At 62.4% G+C, this 21,796-nt stretch carries 16 protein-coding genes, 2 tRNA genes and 3 rRNA genes; 19 read left to right on the forward strand and 2 right to left on the reverse strand.

What is annotated here, in order from left to right; all coding sequences use genetic code 11:
* The 19 genes from KJP29_RS04425 to KJP29_RS04515 form a co-directional block, all read left to right on the forward strand.
* Positions 1-644: ribosomal RNA gene (locus KJP29_RS04425) — 16S ribosomal RNA — on the forward strand; the annotation flags it as partial.
* 170 nt (positions 645-814) lie between these two features.
* A tRNA-Ile gene (locus KJP29_RS04430) sits at positions 815-891 on the forward strand.
* Positions 892-1,012: 121 nt separating this feature from the next.
* Positions 1,013-1,088 (forward strand) — tRNA-Ala (locus KJP29_RS04435).
* A gap of 376 nt (positions 1,089-1,464) precedes the next feature.
* Positions 1,465-4,300: ribosomal RNA gene (locus KJP29_RS04440) — 23S ribosomal RNA — on the forward strand.
* A 129-nt stretch (positions 4,301-4,429) separates the two neighbouring features.
* Positions 4,430-4,544: ribosomal RNA gene (gene rrf, locus KJP29_RS04445) — 5S ribosomal RNA — on the forward strand.
* A gap of 104 nt (positions 4,545-4,648) precedes the next feature.
* Positions 4,649-5,860, forward strand: a complete 1,212-nt coding sequence (locus tag KJP29_RS04450) for a hypothetical protein (protein WP_218462376.1) — start codon at positions 4,649-4,651, stop codon at positions 5,858-5,860.
* Positions 5,861-6,049: 189 nt separating this feature from the next.
* Positions 6,050-7,015 carry an SIS domain-containing protein gene (locus KJP29_RS04455; protein ID WP_218462377.1) on the forward strand — a complete coding sequence of 322 codons (966 nt, stop codon included), beginning with the start codon at positions 6,050-6,052 and terminating at the stop codon, positions 7,013-7,015.
* On the forward strand, positions 7,015-7,833 hold the full coding sequence (kdsA, locus tag KJP29_RS04460; RefSeq protein WP_218462378.1) for a 3-deoxy-8-phosphooctulonate synthase: 819 nt from the start codon (positions 7,015-7,017) through the stop codon (positions 7,831-7,833). Before KJP29_RS04455 ends, kdsA begins: the two co-directional genes overlap by 1 nt.
* Positions 7,834-8,044: 211 nt before the next feature.
* Positions 8,045-9,370 carry an NAD(P)-dependent oxidoreductase gene (locus KJP29_RS04465; RefSeq protein WP_370630831.1) on the forward strand — a complete coding sequence of 442 codons (1,326 nt, stop codon included), beginning with the start codon at positions 8,045-8,047 and terminating at the stop codon, positions 9,368-9,370.
* 18 nt (positions 9,371-9,388) lie between these two features.
* Entirely contained in the window at positions 9,389-10,717 is a 1,329-nt protein-coding gene (gene preA / locus KJP29_RS04470) for an NAD-dependent dihydropyrimidine dehydrogenase subunit PreA (RefSeq protein ID WP_218462379.1), read from the forward strand.
* Positions 10,718-10,991: 274 nt separating this feature from the next.
* Entirely contained in the window at positions 10,992-12,242 is a 1,251-nt protein-coding gene (locus KJP29_RS04475) for a Zn-dependent hydrolase (protein WP_218462380.1), read from the forward strand.
* 94 nt (positions 12,243-12,336) lie between these two features.
* Positions 12,337-12,681: a hypothetical protein gene (locus tag KJP29_RS04480; protein ID WP_218462381.1), complete on the forward strand. Its 345-nt coding sequence runs from the start codon at positions 12,337-12,339 to the stop codon at positions 12,679-12,681.
* Between the two features lie 9 nt (positions 12,682-12,690).
* Entirely contained in the window at positions 12,691-12,960 is a 270-nt protein-coding gene (locus tag KJP29_RS04485) for a hypothetical protein (protein ID WP_218462382.1), read from the forward strand.
* Between the two features lie 23 nt (positions 12,961-12,983).
* On the forward strand, positions 12,984-14,438 hold the full coding sequence (hydA, locus tag KJP29_RS04490) for a dihydropyrimidinase (protein WP_218462383.1): 1,455 nt from the start codon (positions 12,984-12,986) through the stop codon (positions 14,436-14,438).
* A gap of 3 nt (positions 14,439-14,441) precedes the next feature.
* Complete coding sequence (locus tag KJP29_RS04495) at positions 14,442-14,867, forward strand: VOC family protein (protein WP_218462384.1); 426 nt, start codon at positions 14,442-14,444, stop codon at positions 14,865-14,867.
* A 13-nt stretch (positions 14,868-14,880) separates the two neighbouring features.
* Positions 14,881-15,660, forward strand: a complete 780-nt coding sequence (locus tag KJP29_RS04500) for an ABC transporter ATP-binding protein (protein WP_370630832.1) — start codon at positions 14,881-14,883, stop codon at positions 15,658-15,660.
* A gap of 408 nt (positions 15,661-16,068) precedes the next feature.
* A complete protein-coding gene (locus KJP29_RS04505) occupies positions 16,069-16,932 on the forward strand; it encodes an ABC transporter permease (RefSeq protein WP_218462386.1) in 864 nt (287 codons plus the stop codon).
* On the forward strand, positions 16,929-17,780 hold the full coding sequence (locus KJP29_RS04510; protein ID WP_218462387.1) for an ABC transporter permease: 852 nt from the start codon (positions 16,929-16,931) through the stop codon (positions 17,778-17,780). The genes KJP29_RS04505 and KJP29_RS04510 overlap by 4 nt, the downstream gene beginning before the upstream one ends.
* Positions 17,781-17,816: 36 nt before the next feature.
* A complete protein-coding gene (locus tag KJP29_RS04515) occupies positions 17,817-18,809 on the forward strand; it encodes an ABC transporter substrate-binding protein (protein WP_218462909.1) in 993 nt (330 codons plus the stop codon).
* A 105-nt stretch (positions 18,810-18,914) separates the two neighbouring features.
* Here KJP29_RS04515 and cueR read toward each other — a convergent pair whose 3' ends face one another.
* Both cueR and KJP29_RS04525 read right to left on the reverse strand, forming a co-directional pair.
* Entirely contained in the window at positions 18,915-19,301 is a 387-nt protein-coding gene (cueR, locus tag KJP29_RS04520; protein ID WP_218462388.1) for a Cu(I)-responsive transcriptional regulator, read from the reverse strand.
* Positions 19,298-21,730, reverse strand: coding sequence for a heavy metal translocating P-type ATPase (locus KJP29_RS04525; RefSeq protein ID WP_218462389.1), 2,433 nt, complete (start codon positions 21,728-21,730; stop codon positions 19,298-19,300). The genes cueR and KJP29_RS04525 overlap by 4 nt, the downstream gene beginning before the upstream one ends.
* Positions 21,731-21,796: the final 66 nt, after the last annotated feature.

A 21,796-nucleotide genomic window follows, 5' to 3' on the forward strand; every position in this document is an offset into this window, starting at 1 on the left:
CTGGGGAGTACGGTCGCAAGATTAAAACTCAAAGGAATTGACGGGGGCCCGCACAAGCGGTGGAGCATGTGGTTTAATTCGAAGCAACGCGCAGAACCTTACCAACCCTTGACATCCTGATCGCGGTTACGAGAGATCGTTTCCTTCAGTTCGGCTGGATCAGTGACAGGTGCTGCATGGCTGTCGTCAGCTCGTGTCGTGAGATGTTCGGTTAAGTCCGGCAACGAGCGCAACCCACGCCTTTAGTTGCCAGCAGTTCGGCTGGGCACTCTAAAGGAACTGCCTGTGATAAGCAGGAGGAAGGTGTGGATGACGTCAAGTCCTCATGGCCCTTACGGGTTGGGCTACACACGTGCTACAATGGTAGTGACAATGGGTTAATCCCAAAAAGCTATCTCAGTTCGGATTGGGGTCTGCAACTCGACCCCATGAAGTCGGAATCGCTAGTAATCGCGTAACAGCATGACGCGGTGAATACGTTCCCGGGCCTTGTACACACCGCCCGTCACACCATGGGAGTTGGGTCTACCCGACGGCCGTGCGCTAACCCTTACGGGAGGCAGCGGACCACGGTAGGCTCAGCGACTGGGGTGAAGTCGTAACAAGGTAGCCGTAGGGGAACCTGCGGCTGGATCACCTCCTTTCTAAGGATGTTCCGGATAAGTTTGCCGAGCTTGCTCAGCTTACTTCGACGAACACTTAGCAAAGCGATGCACTCAGCATCGCTGTGATGTCCTTTGCATCACAACATCAAACGGACCAGGCCGTCCTCATATCTCTTCAGACTGGAAATCACAGACCTACCGGTCTGTCTGGGTCGGTAGCTCAGGTGGTTAGAGCGCACGCCTGATAAGCGTGAGGTCGGAGGTTCAAGTCCTCCTCGACCCACCAACGTCTTGTTTGCTTGCAAACATGACGGGCGACAGGTTGATGCGAAGCATCTACCGAAAGCCGGTTCGGGCAGAGAGACGTTCGATCGTAACTGTCTTGTTGCGAACCGATCCTTCGGAACGGGGCGTTAGCTCAGCTGGGAGAGCACCTGCTTTGCAAGCAGGGGGTCATCGGTTCGATCCCGATACGCTCCACCAAACCTTAGGTTTGGCTCCGCGTATCGTTGTTTGAGGGCTCCAGAAACCACCGATTAGATCGTTAAGCGCTTTCGAGTGTTTAACCGTCCAATCGGACGCCGTGTTCGACCAGAACACGCTTTGACATCGTATAGAGAGAAATCAACAACATCATGTTGGTTGTGGCAAGTGAGCTGCAACTGGTGGGTTTGACCCGCAAGACATGACGTTGTCCAAGTCAAGTACACTAACCAAGATGAACTACGGTTCATCTATGTCTCTTCCGACCGACATCGGAAGAGGCGGGAAAGTATGCTTTTGACCAGAAGCAAAGACATCGGACGAACCAGCCCGACTGTCGTGAAGAACTGGCAACGGTTTTTCTTCTTCTGGATCAAATCAAGCGCGAGAAGGGCGTTTGGTGGATGCCTTGGCAGTAAGAGGCGATGAAGGACGTGATACTCTGCGATAAGCCATGGGGAGCTGAGAATAAGCTTTGATCCATGGATCTCCGAATGGGGCAACCCACCTGACAGTTTGATATAATAGCTCTAGGGCTGCTTATATCGGGCTGAACCAGGTACTTTTAACCTGAATACATAGGGTTTTAAGAGCGAACCCGGGGAACTGAAACATCTAAGTACCCGGAGGAAAGGAAATCAATAGAGACTCTCCTAGTAGCGGCGAGCGAACGGGGACCAGCCGAGCCTTGAGTGTGACTAGAACATGCTGGGAAGCATGACCATAGTGGGTGATAGTCCCGTATAGGAAGCACGATTGGACGTATTAAGTAGGGCGGGACACGTGAAATCCTGTCTGAAGATCGGGGGACCACCCCCGAAGGCTAAGTACTCCTTACTGACCGATAGCGAACCAGTACCGTGAGGGAAAGGTGAAAAGCACCCCGACGAGGGGAGTGAAACAGTACCTGAAACCGAACGCCTACAAGCAGTCGGAGGGACCTCGAGTCCTGACGGCGTACCTTTTGTATAATGGGTCATCGACTTGGTCTTACGAGCAAGCTTAAGCCGTTAGGTGTAGGCGCAGCGAAAGCGAGTCTTAATAGGGCGAATGAGTTCGTGGGATCAGACCCGAAACCGAGTGATCTAGGCATGACCAGGATGAAGGTGAGGTAACACTCACTGGAGGTCCGAACCCACACCTGTTGAAAAAGGTCGGGATGAGTTGTGCCTAGGGGTGAAAGGCCAATCAAACTCGGAGATAGCTGGTTCTCCGCGAAATCTATTTAGGTAGAGCGTCATCCGAATACCCCGGGGGGTAGAGCACTGGATGGGTAATGGGGCCCCACAGGCTTACTGATCCTAACCAAACTCCGAATACCCGGGAGTACTAGATGGCAGACACACGGCGGGTGCTAACGTCCGTCGTGGAGAGGGAAACAACCCTGACCTCCAGCTAAGGCCCCCAATTCATGGCTAAGTGGGAAAGCAGGTGGGACGACCAAAACAACCAGGAGGTTGGCTTAGAAGCAGCCATCCTTTAAAGATAGCGTAACAGCTCACTGGTCTAATATAAGTTGTCCTGCGGCGAAGATGTAACGGGGCTCAAGCCATGAGCCGAAGCTGAGGATGTGCACTTAGGTGCACGTGGTAGCGGAGCGTAGTGTGACATAGTTCCATGTCTCCTTACTTCCTTCGGGAAGATTGGAGACAAGGAACTTTCGATGAAGCCGGGCTGTAAGGCATCCGGTGGAGAGATCACTAGCGAGAATGATGACATGAGTAGCGACAAAGAGGGTGAGAGACCCTCTCGCCGAAAGTCCAAGGGTTCCTGCTTAAAGCTAATCTGAGCAGGGTAAGCCGGCCCCTAAGGCGAGGCCGAAAGGCGTAGTCGATGGGAACCAGGTTAATATTCCTGGGCCATGTGGTGGTGACGGATCGCAGGTGTAGTTCAACCTTATCGGATTGGTTGGGCTGCTGAGCGGTTCCTGGAAATAGCCCCACTTTTAGACCGTACCCTAAACCGACACAGGTGGACTGGTAGAGAATACCAAGGCGCTTGAGAGAACGATGTTGAAGGAACTCGGCAAAATACCTCCGTAAGTTCGCGAGAAGGAGGCCCGGCTTCAACGCAAGTTTTGGCTGGGGGCACAAACCAGGGGGTGGCGACTGTTTACTAAAAACACAGGGCTCTGCGAAGTCGCAAGACGACGTATAGGGTCTGACGCCTGCCCGGTGCCGGAAGGTTAAATGGAGGGGTGCAAGCTCCGAAATGAAGCCCCGGTAAACGGCGGCCGTAACTATAACGGTCCTAAGGTAGCGAAATTCCTTGTCGGGTAAGTTCCGACCTGCACGAATGGCGTAACGACTTCCCCGCTGTCTCCAACATCGACTCAGCGAAATTGAATTGCCTGTCAAGATGCAGGCTTCCCGCGGTTAGACGGAAAGACCCCATGCACCTTTACTACAGCTTCGCACTGGCATCAGGCACAATATGTGCAGGATAGGTGGTAGGCTTCGAAGCAGGGACGCCAGTTCCTGTGGAGCCTTCCTTGAGATACCACCCTTATTCTGCTTGATGTCTAACCGCGGTCCGTTATCCGGATCCGGGACCCTGCGTGGTGGGTAGTTTGACTGGGGCGGTCGCCTCCCAAACAGTAACGGAGGCGCGCGAAGGTTGGCTCAGAGCGGTCGGAAATCGCTCGTTGAGTGCAATGGCAGAAGCCAGCCTGACTGCGAGACTGACAAGTCGAGCAGAGTCGAAAGACGGCCATAGTGATCCGGTGGTCCCAAGTGGGAGGGCCATCGCTCAACGGATAAAAGGTACGCTGGGGATAACAGGCTGATACTGCCCAAGAGTCCATATCGACGGCAGTGTTTGGCACCTCGATGTCGGCTCATCTCATCCTGGGGCTGGAGCAGGTCCCAAGGGTACGGCTGTTCGCCGTTTAAAGAGGTACGTGAGCTGGGTTTAGAACGTCGTGAGACAGTTCGGTCCCTATCTGCCGTGGGTGTAGGATACTTGAGAGGAGTTGCCCCTAGTACGAGAGGACCGGGGTGAACGTTCCACTGGTGGACCAGTTATCGTGCCAACGGTAGTGCTGGGTAGCTATGAACGGAAAGGATAACCGCTGAAGGCATCTAAGCGGGAAGCCCCCCTCAAAACAAGGTATCCCTGAGGGCCGTGGAAGACCACCACGTCGATAGGCCGGAGATGTAAGTGCAGCAATGCATTCAGTTGACCGGTACTAATGGCCCGATAGGCTTGATTTGATCCAGTAGTAGAAAAACCAAAGCGCTCAACTAGCCAACAGGCGACAGCGCACTACTCTGACAAATCAAAAGCATACACATACATACTTGACTTCGATTGCTGGCTCGCCAGCTTGGTTTCTTCCTCGGTTTGGTGGTCATAGCTCGAGTGATACACCCGATCCCTTCCCGAACTCGGCCGTTAAGCACCGATGCGCCAATGGTACTGCGTCTCAAGACGTGGGAGAGTAGGTCACCGCCAAACCTAGAAAGAAACCAATCTCTCAATACAACACAACAAAACCGCCGCGGAGAAATCCTCGGCGGCTTTTTGTTGCGGTACTCCCATCCACACCGTCACAAAACCCCATGGCCGCCAGCGATCAGGACATCGTGACACTGCGTCTTACCCTGCTCGACGTCACCGACGCCAAGGAGCGGGCGGGGATCGCGGTTCTTCTGTCCCGCAGTCTGCGTGCCCACGGCCTGTTCCCCGAAGCAAGGCAAGTTCTTGAGACGGAATATGCCGCCGGGAGCCGGGCACCGCATCTCTTGCGCACGCTGGGGCTCGAACGATTTCGACAGGGCGATATCGCCGGGGGATTGACCCTATACGACCGCGGGCGCTGGCAGCTCGACAGTTTCCAGGGATCCCGTAGACCGTTCGCCGCCCCCTTCTGGTCGGGCGAGCCCATCGCGGGGAAGCGCCTCCTCGTCTGGGGCGAGCAGGGGCTTGGGGATCAGGTCATGCAGGCCCGGCTCCTGCGACAACTGGTAGACGCCGGCGCGCAGGTTACTGCCGAAGTCGATCATCGCCTTCTTGGGTATCTGGCCCTGCGCAACGACATCGACGCATTCCCCCAGCTTGAAAAGCCGCCACCCGCCTTGTCGTCCCGGCGGTTCGATTATCAGACTTCAATGCTGTCGGGATGGCGGTTCGTCGCGCGACCATTGTCCCATGCCAGAACCCTGACGCCCGACCAAGCGCGCGTCGCGTCTTACCGGTCGCTCTGGTCCCGCATGGGGCAGGCGAGAAACGTTGGCCTTTCTTGGCATTCGCAGGCGACGGGAACCGGAGCCGATCGCAGTCTGGACTTGTCCCTCCTCACGCCGCTTGCGCGACGGGAAGGCGTCCGGTTCCATTCGCTTCAGTATGGTGACGTCGATCCGCAGACGGCGTCCAGGCGCCTTGGCGCGCCGATCCTCGTGGATCCCAAGTCGAACCCCTTGAAGGACCTCACGCACCAGCTTGCCCAGATCGCCGCGCTCGACCTGGTGATCACCATCGACAACGCGACCGCGCATCTGGCCGGCGCGCTTGGCGTGCCCTGCTGGGTGATCCTGCCGAAGGCGAGCGACTGGCGGTGGGGCACGGCAGAGCATCCGAACCGGCTCTACGACAGTCTCCGGCTGTTTCGATCGGGCGACAGCGGGCAGTGGAGTTCCGCCCTCCTCCCGCTGTTCGCCGCATTCGAGGACTGGTGCAGGGCAGGGTCGGCGTCGTCCTATGAGGACCCAAGGATCGCCTCCATTCGATTTGCGCGCGGGCTGGCCCCACCGGGCAAAAGGGCCGGATCTTGATCAATGTATTCTTCCCGAAACCACAGTCACCGTCCCGCGCCGGCATGACGTGAAGGCTCCCCGTTTCGGCCACATGCCTGCCGCCATCTTCGGTCATCCTCAACGGGTCCGAAGTCACAGGGGGCGCCCTTGCCCGATACCTGCCAAACCACGATAAGGATGGAACGACACATGCAGGATGGACAGCGGATGATCGTATTGACGGCGGAGGAGGTTCTGGCCGAACTGCGCCGCGTCCTGGCCGTTGAGGCCGAGGCGATTACAACGCTTGCGTCCGATCTTGGGGCCGACCATGTCCGTGCCATTTCCCTTCTGGGATCGATCACAGGGCGCGTCATCGTCGCGGGGGTCGGGAAGTCCGGCCATATTGCACGCAAGATCGCGGCGACACTCGCCTCCACGGGCACCCCCGCCCAATTCGTTCATCCGACGGAGGCGAGCCACGGCGACCTTGGCATGGTCACGCCGGCGGACGCTTGTATCGTGATCTCCAATTCCGGGGAGACGACCGAGCTTGCCGACCTCGTCACCTATGCGCGCCGCTTCGCCATACCCCTGATCGCGATCACCAGCCGGGCAGACAGCACGCTCGCGCGGGAAGCTGACGTGGTCCTGACCCTGCCTGATGTCCCGGAGGCCTGTCCGCTTGGCATCGTGCCCACCACCTCGACCACCGCGACGCTCGCGCTTGGCGACGCGTTGGCGGTCGCGCTCATGAACGCGCGGGGGTTCGGGACAGAAGAGTTCGAAGTCTTCCACCCCGGCGGCAAGCTCGGCACGCGGCTCAAGCGTGTCGAAGCCCTGATGCACCGGGGTGAGGCCTTGCCCCTGCTTGCGCCGGACACATCCATGCGCGAGGGCCTGATCACCATGACGACCAAGGGTTTTGGCCTTGCGGGCGTCGTCGAGGACGGCCGCCTGACCGGGATCATTACCGACGGCGACCTGCGCCGCAATCTGGACGATCTGCTCACGCGAACAGCTGGCGAGGTCGCCACCCGCGCGCCCAAGACTGTGCCCATGGGAACGCTGGTGTCCGAGGCGCTTCACCTCATGAACGATCGCAAGATCTCTGCGCTCTTCGTGCTGGACGACGAAGGCCGGATCATGGGTCTGATCCATATTCACGACTGTTTGCGTCTGGGGCTCGGCTGATGCGGCGCGTGCAGGTCGGCAATGTCACCTTCGGAAACGACCAGCCGCTCGCGCTGATCGCCGGGCCTTGTCAGCTCGAAACCCTGGATCACGCCCGGATGCTCGCCGAGCGGATCGGCGTAGCGGCCGAGGCGGCCGGGCTGCCCTTTGTCTTCAAGGCGAGCTACGACAAGGCGAACCGCACCTCGATCAAGGGCGTCCGGGGGCCGGGGCTCGAGGCCGGGCTCGAGATCCTCGCCGCCATTCGGGCCGAATTCGGCTGTCCCGTGGTCACAGACGTACATGACATCGACGGAGTGCGCCGCGCGGCCGAGGTCGCGGACATCCTTCAGATCCCGGCCTTCCTGTGCCGCCAGACCGATCTCCTGCTAGCGGCTGGTGAAACGGGCAAGACGATCAACGTCAAGAAGGGACAGTTCCTCGCGCCGTGGGATATGGCGAATGTCGCGGCCAAGATCGCATCGACCGGCAATCACAACATCCTGCTTTGCGAACGCGGCACGAGCTTCGGCTACAACATGCTGGTCAGCGACATGCGCGCCCTGCCGATCATGGCCGACACGGGTTATCCCGTGGTCTTCGACGCGACCCATTCCGTGCAACTGCCGGGCGGGCAGGGCGCGTCCTCCGGCGGGCAGGCCGAATTCGTGCCGGTCCTTGCGCGGGCTGCGGTGGCGGTGGGATGCGCGGCCCTGTTCCTCGAAACCCACGAGGCGCCCGAGCGGTCGCCTTCGGACGGTCCCAACATGGTGCGGCTCGATGATCTGCCGGCCCTCTTGGGGCGTGTTGCTGCCCTGGATCGACTTGTGAAAGCGTGACATCCGGTCGATCTGGCCAAACCCATTCGCGATTGCTTCCGCTCTCCGTGCAGACCCTGCCGTTTTCCTGAGCAAGCGATTTGCGCACTGCTTATCGGGTCGGCAGCGCCTGAAATGCTGCGCTGCCGCGTTTTTTACCGATTGATAAAAAAACAGGTCGTGTTAGCGTTCCTGAAAACAAGACGAACACGCCAGCAACAGGGAGCCAGCCGTGACCAACACCCCGACCACGCCGGGCATGGTCGCCGGACGCCTCGCGCCTCCGGTCCTCGCCGACAATTTCGCCGACCTGCACCCGCCGCTCGATGCGCATGAGGCGCGCGTCGCGGCGGACCGATGCTATTTCTGCCACGACGCGCCCTGCATGACGGCCTGTCCCACCTCGATCGACATCCCGCTCTTCATCCGGCAGATCCTGACCGGAACGCCGGAAGCGGCGGCGAAGACGATCTTCGATCAGAACATCATGGGCGGAATGTGCGCCCGGGTCTGTCCGACTGAGACGCTCTGTGAAGAGGCCTGCGTGCGCGAAGTGGCCGAGGGCAAGCCAGTCGAGATCGGACGCCTTCAGCGCTATGCTACCGATACGCTCATGGGGAAGAACGTCCATCCGTTCGAGCGCGCCGACCCCACAGGCAAACGTGTCGCCGTCGTCGGTGCGGGGCCGGCGGGTCTGTCCTGCGCCCATCGCCTCGCCATAAAGGGGCACGATGTCGTCGTCTACGATGCGCGGCCCAAGGCAGGCGGGCTCAATGAATATGGCATCGCGTCATACAAGAGCGTCGACAATTTCGCGGCGCGCGAGGTCGACTGGCTGCTCCAGATCGGCGGGATCGAGGTTAAGCTGGGTCAGGCGCTCGGCAAGGGCCTGTCGCTCGACGGGCTGGCCGCCGACTACGACGCCGTGTTCCTTGGGGTCGGTCTTGGCGCCACCAACGATCTCGGGATCGGGGGCGAGGATTTCGATGGGGTTCGGGATGCGGTCGATTTCATTGCCGAGCTTCGGCAGGCCGATGATCTGACCACGCTCGACGTCGGTCGCCGCGTCGTGGTGATCGGCGGCGGCATGACCGCCGTGGATGCCGCCGTGCAATCAAAGCTTCTGGGCGCGGAAGAGGTGAGCCTCGTCTATCGCCGGGGGGCCGAGGCGATGCCTGCCTCGAAGTTCGAACAGGATCTCGCCGCCTCCAAAGGCGTGCGCATCGTCACCCATGCCTCGCCCGCCGTGATCCTTGGCGAAGGCCAGGTGAACGCGGTCGATTTCGACTATACCGACGAGAACGCCAAGCCGACCGGCGAAAGCTTTACCGTCGCCGCCGACATGGTGCTCAAGGCCATCGGTCAGAAGCTGGGCGATGCCTACGGGCTCGACATGGCGGGGCGCAAGATCGCCGTGACCGGCGCCGGGCGCACCTCGCGCCAAGGGGTCTGGGCCGGGGGCGACTGTGCCTCGGGCGGGGACGACCTGACCGTGACCGCCGTGGCCGAGGGGCGCGACGCCGCCGAGGACATTCACGCCACCCTGATGTCTGCCTAAGCTGAGGAGTTCCGAGCCATGGCGAACCTGACCACCACCTTCGCGGGCATCACGTCCCCCAACCCCTTCTGGCTGGCCTCCGCGCCGCCCACCGACAAGGAATACAACGTCCGACGCGCCTTCGAGGCCGGATGGGGCGGTGTCGTGTGGAAGACGCTGGGCGAAGAAGGCCCGCCCGTCGTCAACGTGAACGGCCCCCGCTACGGCGCGATCTGGGGCGCGGATCGGCGACTTCTGGGTCTCAACAACATCGAGTTGATCACCGACCGCCCGCTCGAGATAAACCTCGAGGAAATCAAGCGCGTGAAGGCCGACTATCCCGACCGCGCGGTGGTCGTGTCGCTTATGGTCCCGCTGGACGAGGACGCCTGGCGCAAGATCCTCGACCGGGTCAGCGAAACCGGCGCGGACGGGGTCGAGCTGAACTTCGGCTGCCCGCACGGCATGGCCGAACGCGGCATGGGGTCTGCCGTAGGGCAGGTGCCGGAATACGTGGGCCAGATCACCGAATGGGTGAAGAAACACTCGGACCTGCCCTGCATTGTGAAACTGACGCCAAACATCACCGACATCCGCCAGCCCGCGCTCGCCGCGAAACAGGGCGGGGCCGATGCGGTGTCGATGATCAACACCATCAACTCGATCACCTCGGTGAACCTCGATGAGATGTGCCCCGAACCGATGATCGACGGTCTCGGCACCCACGGCGGCTACTGCGGCCCGGCGGTCAAGCCCATTGCGATGAACATGGTGGCCGAGGTCGCCCGATGGGAGAAAACCGCGGGCATCCCGATTTCCGCCATCGGCGGCATCACCACTTGGCGCGACGCCGCCGAGTTCATGTCGCTGGGCGCCGGCAACGCGCAGGTCTGCACGGCCGCGATGACTTATGGCTTCAAGATCGTGAAGGAAATGATCTCGGGCCTCAGCCAGTGGATGGACGAAAAGGGGTTCGCCAGCACGGAAGATTTCATCGGCATGGCGACGCCAAAGGTCACCGACTGGCAGCACCTGAACCTAGACTATGTCACCAAGGCGCAGATCGACCAGGACCTCTGCATCTCCTGCGGACGCTGTTTTGCGGCCTGCGAGGACACGAGCCACCAGGCCATCGCCATGAGCCCCGACCGCGTGTTCACGGTGAAGGACGACGAATGTGTTGCCTGTAACCTTTGCGTCAACGTGTGCCCGGTGGAGGACTGCATCACCATGCGGCGGCTGGAGCCGGGCGAGAAAGACCTGCGCACCGGCATGACGATCCCGGCCAAGGACGACAAGCGGACTTGGCTCCAACATCCCAACAACCCGATGGGCGATCCGCTCACCTGCATTTCGCGGGGCCAGTGACCCGCGGGATTGAACGGAATGGTGAGGCTTTCTTGACGCGGCAACGCGCTGTGTTAGCCTCACCTTGACCAAGTGGTCAAAAGGCCGAAGCCCCAGAAAAATAAGGGGCGCGGACGAGATACAGGGAAATGGGGCTGTGCCCGGATACGGAAATCACACTGCCTCGCCGCGCGACGACGGACCCCTTTTGGGCGCGTTCCGTTTCCCTGTTGATTAATTATGCGGCGCGTTGCCTGATGTGCAAGCACGCGCCGGGACAAGACAGGAGGGTGCCATGGCTGCACCGGGTGAAAACCTTCGGATCAACGGCGACCGGCTATGGGACAGCCTCATGGAAATGGCCAGAATCGGGCCGGGTGTCGCGGGCGGCAACAACCGCCAGACCCTGACCGATGCCGACGCCGAAGGCCGCGCGTTGTTTCAGACCTGGTGTGAAGAGGCCGGTTGCACCATGGGCGTCGATACCATGGGCAACATGTTCGCGACGCGGGCGGGCGAGGATGCCGACGCGCTCCCCGTCTACATGGGATCGCACCTGGACACCCAGCCGACGGGCGGCAAATACGACGGCGTTCTGGGCGTTCTGGGCGCGCTCGAGGCGATCCGCTCGATGAATGACCTCGGGATCAAGACCAAGCACCCGATCGTGGTCACCAACTGGACCAACGAAGAGGGCACGCGCTTTGCCCCCGCGATGCTGTCCTCGGGTGTGTTCGCGGGCATTCACACGCAGGACTGGGCCTACGGGCGCAAGGACGCCGAGGGTAAGTCCTTTGGTGACGAGCTTAAGCGCATCGGCTGGGTCGGGGACGAGGAAGTCGGCGCGCGCAAGATGCACGCGATGTTCGAGCTTCACATCGAACAGGGTCCAATCCTGGAGGCGGAGGGCAAGGACATTGGCGTCGTCACCCACGGACAGGGGCTGTCGTGGACGCAAGTGACGATCGTGGGAAAAGAGGCGCACACGGGGTCGACCCCGATGCCCATGCGCAGAAACGCGGGTCTGGGCATGGCGCGGGTGCTGGAACTGGTGGACGAGATCGCGCTGTCTCACGCACCCAACGCGGTCGGCGCTGCGGGTCACATCGACGTCTATCCGAACTCGCGCAACGTGATCCCGGGCAAGGTCGTCTTTACCGTCGATTTCCGCCACCCGGAGCTGGACGTGATCACCGACATGGAAACCCGTCTGAAGGAGGGCGTGCAGAAGATCTGCGACGACATGGGTCTGTCGGTCGAGATGGAAAAGGTCGGCGGCTTCGACCCGGTCGCCTTCGACGAGGGCTGCGTCACCGCCGTGCGCTCGGCCGCCGAACGGCTAGGCTATTCGCACCGCGACATCATCTCAGGCGCGGGCCATGACGCCTGCTGGATCAATCAGGTCGCGCCGACCGCGATGATCATGTGCCCTTGTGTCGACGGGCTGAGCCACAACGAGGCCGAAGAGATTTCAAAGGAGTGGGCGGCGGCAGGGGCGGACGTCCTGTTCCACGCCGTGCTCGAAACCGCGGAGATCGTGGGGTGACATCCCCGCGCGCCAACCCTTCCCCGGGCTTGCCCCGGGGCCACGCCCGCAGGGCAGAAGATTCCGGGTCCAGCCCGGGACGGGAGGCGCGTGGATGGTAAGCCAAGGCCCGCTCAGCGCGCAGGAGATCGCCCATATCAAGGACCGGATCGCCGCCGAGGTCGCGAACTTCGACGCCCACCGCGATCACGGCATTCCCGACTGGAACGAGGCAGTGCTGACCGACTTCGAGGCCGCGCTCATCGAACCCGAGATGATGGAGGTGAACCTCCCCGGGGGCGTCACTGACTACGCCTATGCTGTCACCGCCCCCATCGGCCCTTACCGCGTGTTCTGGCTGCCTTGGTCCGACGTCTTTTCACTGGCCGTCGAGAGCAAGTTCGGCCCCTGTGATATCTCGGTGCATGGCGATGCCATCGGGTGTTTCGCGAGTGTCTGAGGAGGAATGATGAAAGCCCTGCTGATCCTGTTCCCAGTCCTCGCCCTCGTGGCATGTGACAGCGCCGGCACTGCATCGAACGGCCTTCCTCCACGCATCCAGGTTGCCGAGGCGCCGATCACACCCGAGGCCATGGCGGCCTTTCCTGCCGACCTTCCGACCTCCGACATGCTCGTTCAGGTCGACCGGAACGGGGTCGGCTTTTGTTACTTCTATCGCCGCGATGGCAAAATTTATCCGCTGACCGATGCCCGGGGCTTCAACGTCTGCGTCCAGTAGCGGAAAACACCGAGGAGAAAGACATGACCACAGTCATCAAGAATGGCACCATCGTCACCGCCGACCTGACCTACAAGGCCGACGTGCTGATCGACGGCGGCAAGATCATCGAGATCGGGACGGACCTGTCGGGGGACGACACCGTGGACGCCACCGGCTGCTACGTCATGCCCGGCGGGATCGACCCGCACACGCACCTCGAAATGCCGTTCATGGGCACCTATTCCTCCGACGACTTCGACTCGGGGACGCGTGCGGCGCTCGCGGGCGGGACGACGATGGTCGTGGACTTCGCGCTCCCCAATCCCGGTGAGGGGCTGCTCGAGGCGCTCCAGCGCTGGGACAACAAATCGACCAAGGCGCATTGTGATTATTCCTTCCACATGGCCGTGACATGGTGGAGCGAACAGGTCTTCAACGAGATGGAGACGGTGGTGAAGGAGCGGGGGATCAACACCTTCAAGCACTTCATGGCCTACAAGGGCGCGCTCATGGTCAACGACGACGAGATGTATGCCTCGTTCCAGCGGTTGGCCGAACTGGGCGCGACCCCCATGGTCCATGCCGAGAACGGTGACGTGGTGGCCGAACTGTCGGCGAAGCTCCTGAAGGAAGGAAACACCGGGCCGGAAGCCCACGCCTATTCCCGCCCAAGCCAGGTGGAAGGCGAGGCGACGAACCGCGCCATCATGATCGCCGACATGGCCGGCGCGCCGCTCTATGTCGTGCACACCTCTTGCGAGGAAGCGCATGAGGCGATCCGGCGGGCCAAGATGAACGGCAAGCGCGTCTGGGGCGAGCCGCTGATCCAGCACCTCACGCTCGACGAAAGCGAATACTTCAACGAGGACTGGGACCACGCCGCCCGCCGCGTGATGTCGCCGCCCTTCCGCAACAAGAAACATCAGGACAGCCTCTGGGCCGGGCTTGCCTCCGGCACGCTCTCGGTCGTGGCCACGGATCACTGCGCCTTCACCACGGATCAGAAACGCTACGGCGTCGGAGACTTCACCAAGATCCCGAACGGCACCGGCGGGCTCGAAGACCGGATGCCGATGCTCTGGACCCACGGCGTGAACACCGGGCGCCTCACCATGAACGAATTCGTTGCCGTCACCTCGACCAATATCGCCAAGATCATGAACTGCTACCCGAAGAAGGGCGCCGTTCTGGTCGGTGCCGACGCCGATCTCGTGGTCTGGGACCCGGAGGCGGAAAAGACGATCTCCGCGTCAAGCCAGCAATCCGCCATCGACTACAACGTCTTCGAAGGCCAGCACGTGAAGGGCCTGCCGCGCTTTACTTTCACCCGTGGTCGCCTCGCCTTTGCCGAGGGGGAAATCAAATCGAAGGAAGGCTGGGGCGAGTTCGTCAAGCGCGAGCCGAATGGCACGGTGAACACGGCACTCTCGAAATGGAAGGAGCTCACCGCGCCGCGCCCCATCGAACGGTCCGGCATCCCGGCGACGGGGGTCTGATCCTTGGCCAGCCCCTCCGCTCCGCAAGGCGTTCTGGAAGCCGCCGTCTATGTCGATGACCTCGACGCGGCAGAGGGTTTCTATGCCGGGATCGTGGGGCTGAAGGTGATCATCCGTCACGACCCGCGCCACGTCTTCTTCGTCTGCGGGCAAAGCGTGGTGCTGGCCTTCGTGGCGGCGGAATCGTCACAGCCGGGGGACGGCTCCGGCATACCGGTCCCGCTGCATGGTGCGACGGGACCGGGGCATATCTGTTTTTCCGTTCCGGGCGAAGACCTGGACGAATGGGTCGACTATCTCTCGGCCAAGGGGATCGGGATCGAAGCGGACTTCCATTGGCCCAACGGTGCGCGCAGTGTCTATGTGCGCGATCCGGCCGGAAACTCGGTGGAATTCGCAGAGCCGAAACTATGGGGCCTCAAGACGTGAAGGATTTGGGACAGTGACAAAGCCGGTGATCGAGGCGAAAGACCTCGACCTGACCTTCCAGACGAACGACGGGCCGGTGCACGCGCTCAAGGGTGTGAACCTGAGCGTGGAAAAGGGCGACTTCGTGAGCTTCATCGGCCCCTCGGGCTGCGGCAAGACGACCTTCCTGCGCTGTGTCGCGGCGTTGGAGACACCCACAGGCGGGGCCCTGACGGTCAACGGCATGTCCGCCGATGAGGCGCGGCGGTCGCGGGCCTATGGCTACGTGTTTCAGGCGGCGGGGCTCTACCCCTGGCGCACCATTTCGGGAAACATCAAGCTGCCGCTCGAGATCATGGGCATTCCGAAAGCCGAACATCAGGCCCGGGTCGAAAAGGTCCTGTCGCTCGTCGATCTCGAAGGTTTCGGGAAAAAGTTTCCCTGGCAGCTCTCGGGCGGCATGCAACAGCGCGCTTCGATCGCGCGGGCGCTGGCGTTCGATGCGGACATCCTGCTCATGGACGAACCCTTCGGCGCGCTGGACGAAATCGTTCGCGACCACCTGAACCAGCAGTTGCTGGAGCTCTGGGCGCGGACGGAAAAGACCATCGCCTTCGTGACCCACTCGATCCCTGAAGCGGTCTACCTGTCCACGAGGATCGTGGTGATGAGCCCCCGGCCGGGGCGGATCACCGACGTGATCGAGAGCACGCTTCCCCGTGAGCGTCCGCTCGAAATTCGTGACACGCCGGAGTTTCTGGAGATCGCCCACCGGGTGCGCGAAGGGCTGCGGGAGGGGCACAGCTATGACTGACCCCGCCCGGACGAGGTCTTGCGCCTTTGCTTCGCAAAGTCACCGGACAAGAGATTGCGCCTTTGCTTCGCAACGTCGCGGGGAGGGCCTCGGCGCTGCGCGCCTCGGCCCGGCCCGGCCCGACCATCGCCGCCTTCCATTAAGGTTAACGCGCGCGCCCGCAGGAGGCACGGTCAGGCGTCCCCGTGAGGCACTCGGCGCCAAGTACCTCACGGTTCCGCCCTGCGGTTTGGGTAAGGACGCAGGCGCGCCTTTCACCTTTCACGGTCATCGGCTCGCCAGCCTGTACCGTGGTGTCTGGTTAACCGCTCTTTCTTTCATCTTTCTTAAAATACGCAAAATCCTGTCCTCTGTGGCAGGCGGAGCGATTGCGTATTTAGGGAAAGATGAAAGGGCAGGGGGGGCGGCATGAACAAGCTTCTTCCCATCCTCGCCGTGGTCGCCGCGATCATCGTGGTCTGGTACGGGGCTGCGGTGAAGATGAACGCGCAGTGGGCGATGGATCAGGCGGCGCGCGCCGAGACCACGCTCACGTTCCCGGAACTCGTGGTGGATACCTGGTCGCAGGATCGGCCTGTGTTGCCCGCCCCGCATCAGGTGATCGCGGAACTCTGGGGTTCGACCGTGGCGATGAACCCGACCTCGAAGCGGAGCCTCGTCTATCACGGCTGGATCACGCTGTCGGCGACGCTCCTGGGTTTCGCCATAGGCACCGGGCTCGGCATCCTCTTGGCCGTTGGCATCGTTCATAGCCGGGCGATGGACATGGGCGTCATGCCCTGGGCCATCGCGTCCCAGACCATTCCCATCCTCGCCATTGCGCCGATGATCATCGTGGTCCTGAATTCGGTGGGCATCACGGGGCTGATCCCGAAGGCGATCATTTCCGCCTATCTCAGCTTCTTTCCGGTGGTCGTCGGCATGGTGAAGGGGCTCAGGTCCCCTGCGGCTTTCGACCTCGACCTGATGAAGACCTATTCGGCGAGCCGGTCCCAGACCTTCTGGAAACTGCGGCTGCCGGCCTCGATGCCCTATCTCTTTGCCTCGCTCAAGGTCGGCATCGCTGCGGCATTGGTCGGCACCATCGTGGGCGAGCTTCCGACCGGCGCCATACGCGGCCTCGGTGCGCGGATGCTGTCGGGGAGCTATTATGGCCAGACCGTCCAGATCTGGTCCGCGCTCTTTGCCGCCGCCATTCTGGCCGCGATCCTTGTGGGCATCATCGGGGTCATTCAGGCGCGCACCCTGAAACGCATGGGGATGAGCGCATGAGCTGGGGCTGGCTGATCTTTGCGCTCGCCTTCTGGGCCGGTGCCTGGGCCCTCAACGGCTGGCTCGCGAACTCGCGCCACGCCCGGACGCGTGCCGTGCGGCTGGCCGTGCCGGTCGTCTTCGGCATCACCATCCTCGTGGTCTGGGAGGGGATCGTGCGCGGCCTTGGCGTGCCGCTCGTCATCCTGCCGGCCCCGAGCGACATCTGGGCCCGGATCCTGTCGAGCGTGCCGATCCTTTGGGGCGACTTTCTTCAGACCTTCGTAAAGGGCGCACTCACGGGATACATCATCGGCTGCGGGGCTGCGATCCTCACCGCGATCCTCATCGACCGCTCACCGTTCCTGCAACGCGGGCTGCTTCCGGTGGGAAATTTCGTCGCAGCACTTCCCATCGTCGGTACCGCGCCGATCCTCGTCATGTGGTTCGGTTTCGACTGGCAGTCGAAAGCCGCCGTGGTGGTCGTCATGGTGTTTTTCCCGATGCTCGTGAACACGGTCGAGGGGCTCGCTTCCACCACCGCGATGCAGCGCGATCTGATGAAGACCTATTCGGCCTCGTATTGGCAGACGTTGGGCAAACTCCGGCTGCCTGCCGCGATGCCCTTCGTCTTCAACGGGCTGAAAATTTCGACAACCCTCGCCCTGATCGGGGCCATCGTCGCCGAGTTTTTCGGCAGTCCGATCAAAGGGATGGGTTTTCGCATCTCCACCGAAGTCGGCAGGCTGGGGCTTGATATGGTCTGGGCGGAGATCGCCGTCGCGGCCGTGGCGGGCAGCGCCTTTTACGGCGCGGTGGCACTGATAGAAAAGGGCGTGACCTTCTGGCATCCGTCCCAACGAGGCTGAGCAAGAAAACCAATCAACCGGGAGTTAGACAACATGATGAAATCAGTGAAAACGGGCCTCGCTGCCTTTGCGCTGAGCGGCGCGATGGCCGGATCGGCTTTCGCCGCCGACGAGGTGACCCTGCAGCTCAAATGGGTGACCCAGGCCCAGTTCGCGGGCTACTACGTGGCGCTTGAAAAAGGCTTCTACGAGGCCGCCGACCTCGACGTGACGATCAAGCCGGGCGGGCCCGACGTGGCGCCGGTGCAGGTGCTCATGGGTGGCGGTGCCGACGTGATGGTCGACTGGCTGCCCTCCGCTCTCGCCGCACGCGAGCAGGGGGCGCCGGTGGTGAACATCGCGCAGCCCTTCAAATCGTCGGGCATGATGCTGACCTGCCTCAAGGAGTCGGGTGTCGCGACCCCCGAGGATTTCCCGGGCAAGACGCTGGGCGTCTGGTTCTTCGGCAATGAATACCCCTTCCTGTCGTGGATGAGCACGCTGGGTATTCCGACCGAAGGCGGCGAGGACGGTGTCGAGGTTCTGAAACAGGGCTTCAACGTCGATCCGCTCCTGCAAAAGCAGGCCGCCTGTATTTCGACCATGACCTACAACGAATACTGGCAGGTCATCGACGCGGGCATTTCCGAGGATGACCTCATCACCTTCAAGTACGAGGATCAGGGCGTCGCTACGCTGGAAGACGGTCTTTACGTGCTCGAGGAAAACCTGGCCGACGAGGCGTTCAAGGACAAGATGGTGCGCTTCGTGAAGGCCTCCATGGAAGGCTGGAAATACGCCGAAGAGAACCCGGACGAGGCCGCGATGATCGTTCTCGATTACGACGAGACCGGCGCGCAGACCGAAGAGCACCAGAAGCGCATGATGGGCGAAGTGGCGAAACTGACCGCCGGCTCGAACGGCGCGCTGGACGTGGCGGATTACGAGCGCACCGTGGCGACCCTGATGGCGGGCGGCTCGGACCCGGTCATCACGAAGGAGCCGGAAGGCGCCTACACGCTCGACATCACTGACGCAGCGCTTCAGTAAGCGGCGGTTCTGAGAATGGGGAAGGGCGGTCCGTAAGGGCCGCCCTTTTTCATGTGGGATTCTGGAAACCCACGGTCCGGGCGCGCCTTTCGGTGTTGCCGGATTTCAGTCGCGTTCCAACCCCTCCAGAATTGGGCAATCCGGCCGGTCGTCTCCGTGACAGCAATGCACCAGATGCGCGAGCGTGTCGCGCATGGCCGTGAGGTCCGCGATCTTGCGTTCGATTTCGGACAGATGCCCTTCGGCGACCTTCTTCACCTCGCCCGAGGCGCGGCTCTTGTCCTGATAAAGCGCGAGAAGCGTGCGGCAATCCTCTATCGAGAACCCGAGTGCGCGCGACCGTGCCAGAAAGCGCAGGTTGTGCACGTCCACCTCACCGAAGGACCGGTAGCCGTTCGCATCGCGGGCAGGCGTGACCAGCCCGATGTCCTCGTAATAGCGGATCGTTTTCGCGGGTAGGCCGCTGGCCGCCCCGGCATCCGAGATATTCATGGCGTTCCTTTCACGAACCGAAGGCGCAGCGCGTTGGTCAGGACAAAGACCGACGACATGGCCATGGCGAGGGCGGCAAGCATGGGCGAGAGCTGCCAGCCGAAGAGCGGATAGAACACTCCGGCGGCAACGGGGATCAGGACGACGTTGTAGCCAAAGGCCCAGAAGAGGTTCTGCCGGATGTTGCGCATGGTCTGGCGGGAAAGCCGGATGGCCGTGCCGATTCCGGTCAGCTCGCCCGACACCAGCACCACATCCGCCGCCCCGATGGCGACGTCCGTGCCGGTGCCGATGGCGAGACCCACGTCGGCGGCGGCGAGCGCGGGGGCGTCGTTGATCCCGTCGCCCACGAAAGCCACGGCGCCATGGGCCGCGCGCAGGTCCTCGACCGCCTTCACCTTGCCGCGCGGAAGAACCTCGGCGCGTACGTGGTCAATGCCAAGCCGCGCGGCGATGGCCTCTGCCGTCCCGCGCGCGTCGCCGGTGATCATCGCCACTTCGAGACCCTGCGCGTGAAGCGCCTTGATGGCGGCGGGGGTGCTGTCCTTGATCGGGTCCTCGACCGCGACGAGCGCGGCCAGACTGCCGTCGACCGCGATCCAGAGCGGCGTCTTGCCCATCGCGCCAAGCGCCTCGGCCCGTTCGGTCAGGACGCTGGTGTCGATCTCCTCCCTCGCCATGAGCCGGCCAGCGCCGACCAGAACCGCATGACCCTCGACCTCGGCCTTGATCCCGAATCCGGGAATGGCGCGGAAATCCGACACCTGCGGCGCGGCGCCGACATGGGCGCGCACGATGGCCTCGGCGATCGGATGCTCCGATTGTGCCTCTGCCCCGGCGGCGAGTCGCAGCACGGTCTCACGGTCAAAACCGTCCAGAACCTCGACGTCCGTCACTTCTGGCTGACCGCGCGTCAGCGTTCCGGTCTTGTCGAATGCCACGACACTGGCACCTTCGAGAAGTTGCAGCGCATCGCCCTTGCGAAACAGCACGCCCAGTTCCGCGCCACGCCCGGTGCCCACCATGATCGAGGTCGGCGTGGCGAGCCCCATGGCGCAGGGGCAGGCGATGATCAGAACGGCAACCCCGGCGACCAGGGCATGGGCCAGTGCGGGCGACGGTCCGACGACGAACCAGACGACAATCGTCAGCGCCGCGATCCCCATGACCGCCGGCACGAAGACCCGCGTGATCCGGTCCACCACTGACTGGATCGGCAGCTTCGCCCCCTGCGCCTGTTCGACCATGCGCACGATCTGGGCCAGCGTGGTGTCCGCCCCGACCCGTGTGGCCGTGACCCGGAGCGCCCCGGTCCCATTCACCGTGCCGCCGGTCACCGCGTCGCCCGGCCCCTTGGCCACGGCAAGAGGCTCGCCGGTCAGCATGCTCTCGTCCACGTGGCTGTCGCCGGTCCGCACCGCGCCGTCCACGGCGATCGCCTCGCCGGGCCGCACGACCAGCACGTCACCTGCCACGATCTCGGCCGTCGGGAGGTCAACGATGGAGTCTCCGCGCTCCACCCGCGCCGTCTTGGGCGCGAGGTTCATGAGCGCGCGGATCGCCTCGCCGGTGCGGCCCTTGGCGCGCGCCTCCATCCAGCGTCCGAAAAGGATCAGCGTCACGATGACCGCGGCGCTTTCGAAGTAGACGTTTGCTGTGCCCGCGGGAAAAATACCGGGCACGAAGGTCGCCAGGGTGGAATAGGCGAAGGCCGCCAGCGTGCCCACGGCGACGAGGCTGTTCATGTCCGGCGAAAAACGTGCAAGTTGCGGCAGACCCTTGCGATAGAAGCGCAGACCCGGACCCAGAAGCACCACGGCCGTCAGAGCGAACTCGGCGATGCGCAGCGGCGTCGTCCCGACGAGACCCATGAGCAAGTGATGGAACGGTGGATAGAGATGTCCGCCCATCTCCGCCACGAAGACGGGCAGGGTGAGGAGCGCGGCCAGCAAGGTGAGCCGCCCGAGGTGTCGCATCTCTTCCGCCTTCTTCGCATCGAGGTCGAGCGCCCTGCCGGAGGTGATCCGGGCGACATAACCCGTGCCGCTCGCCGTCTTCGCGATGGTGGAGGGCGCGATGGCGCCCGCAGCGATCACCACATGGACAAGCTCCGTCGCGGGGTTGCCGCTGGCGTCCAGAACGCCGGGCAGCTTGCGCAGCGCGTTTTCCACGCTTGCGACGGACGCGGCATCCGCCATGCCCTCCACATGCAGGTCGAGCGCATCGGTCACCACCGGGTAACCGGCCCGTGCCAGCGCCTCGGCCGCTTCGGCCATGCGCCCGGGGTCATCGATCCCGAAGCTCGCCTGTTCCCCGGCTAGGTTCACGCTGGGGTGGTCTACGAAGGGCAGTGCGCCAAGCGCATCCTCGACCCGCGCGACACAGGCGGCACAGGTCATCCCCTCGATCTTCAGCGTCATATCCTGCATGGCGTGGCTCCTTTGCCACAGCACATAGGGGTTCCAGTTACTGGAAGGTCAAGGGGGTCGTTTGTA

This window comes from Maritimibacter sp. DP1N21-5, assembly GCF_019218295.1.
Classification (GTDB): domain Bacteria; phylum Pseudomonadota; class Alphaproteobacteria; order Rhodobacterales; family Rhodobacteraceae; genus Maritimibacter.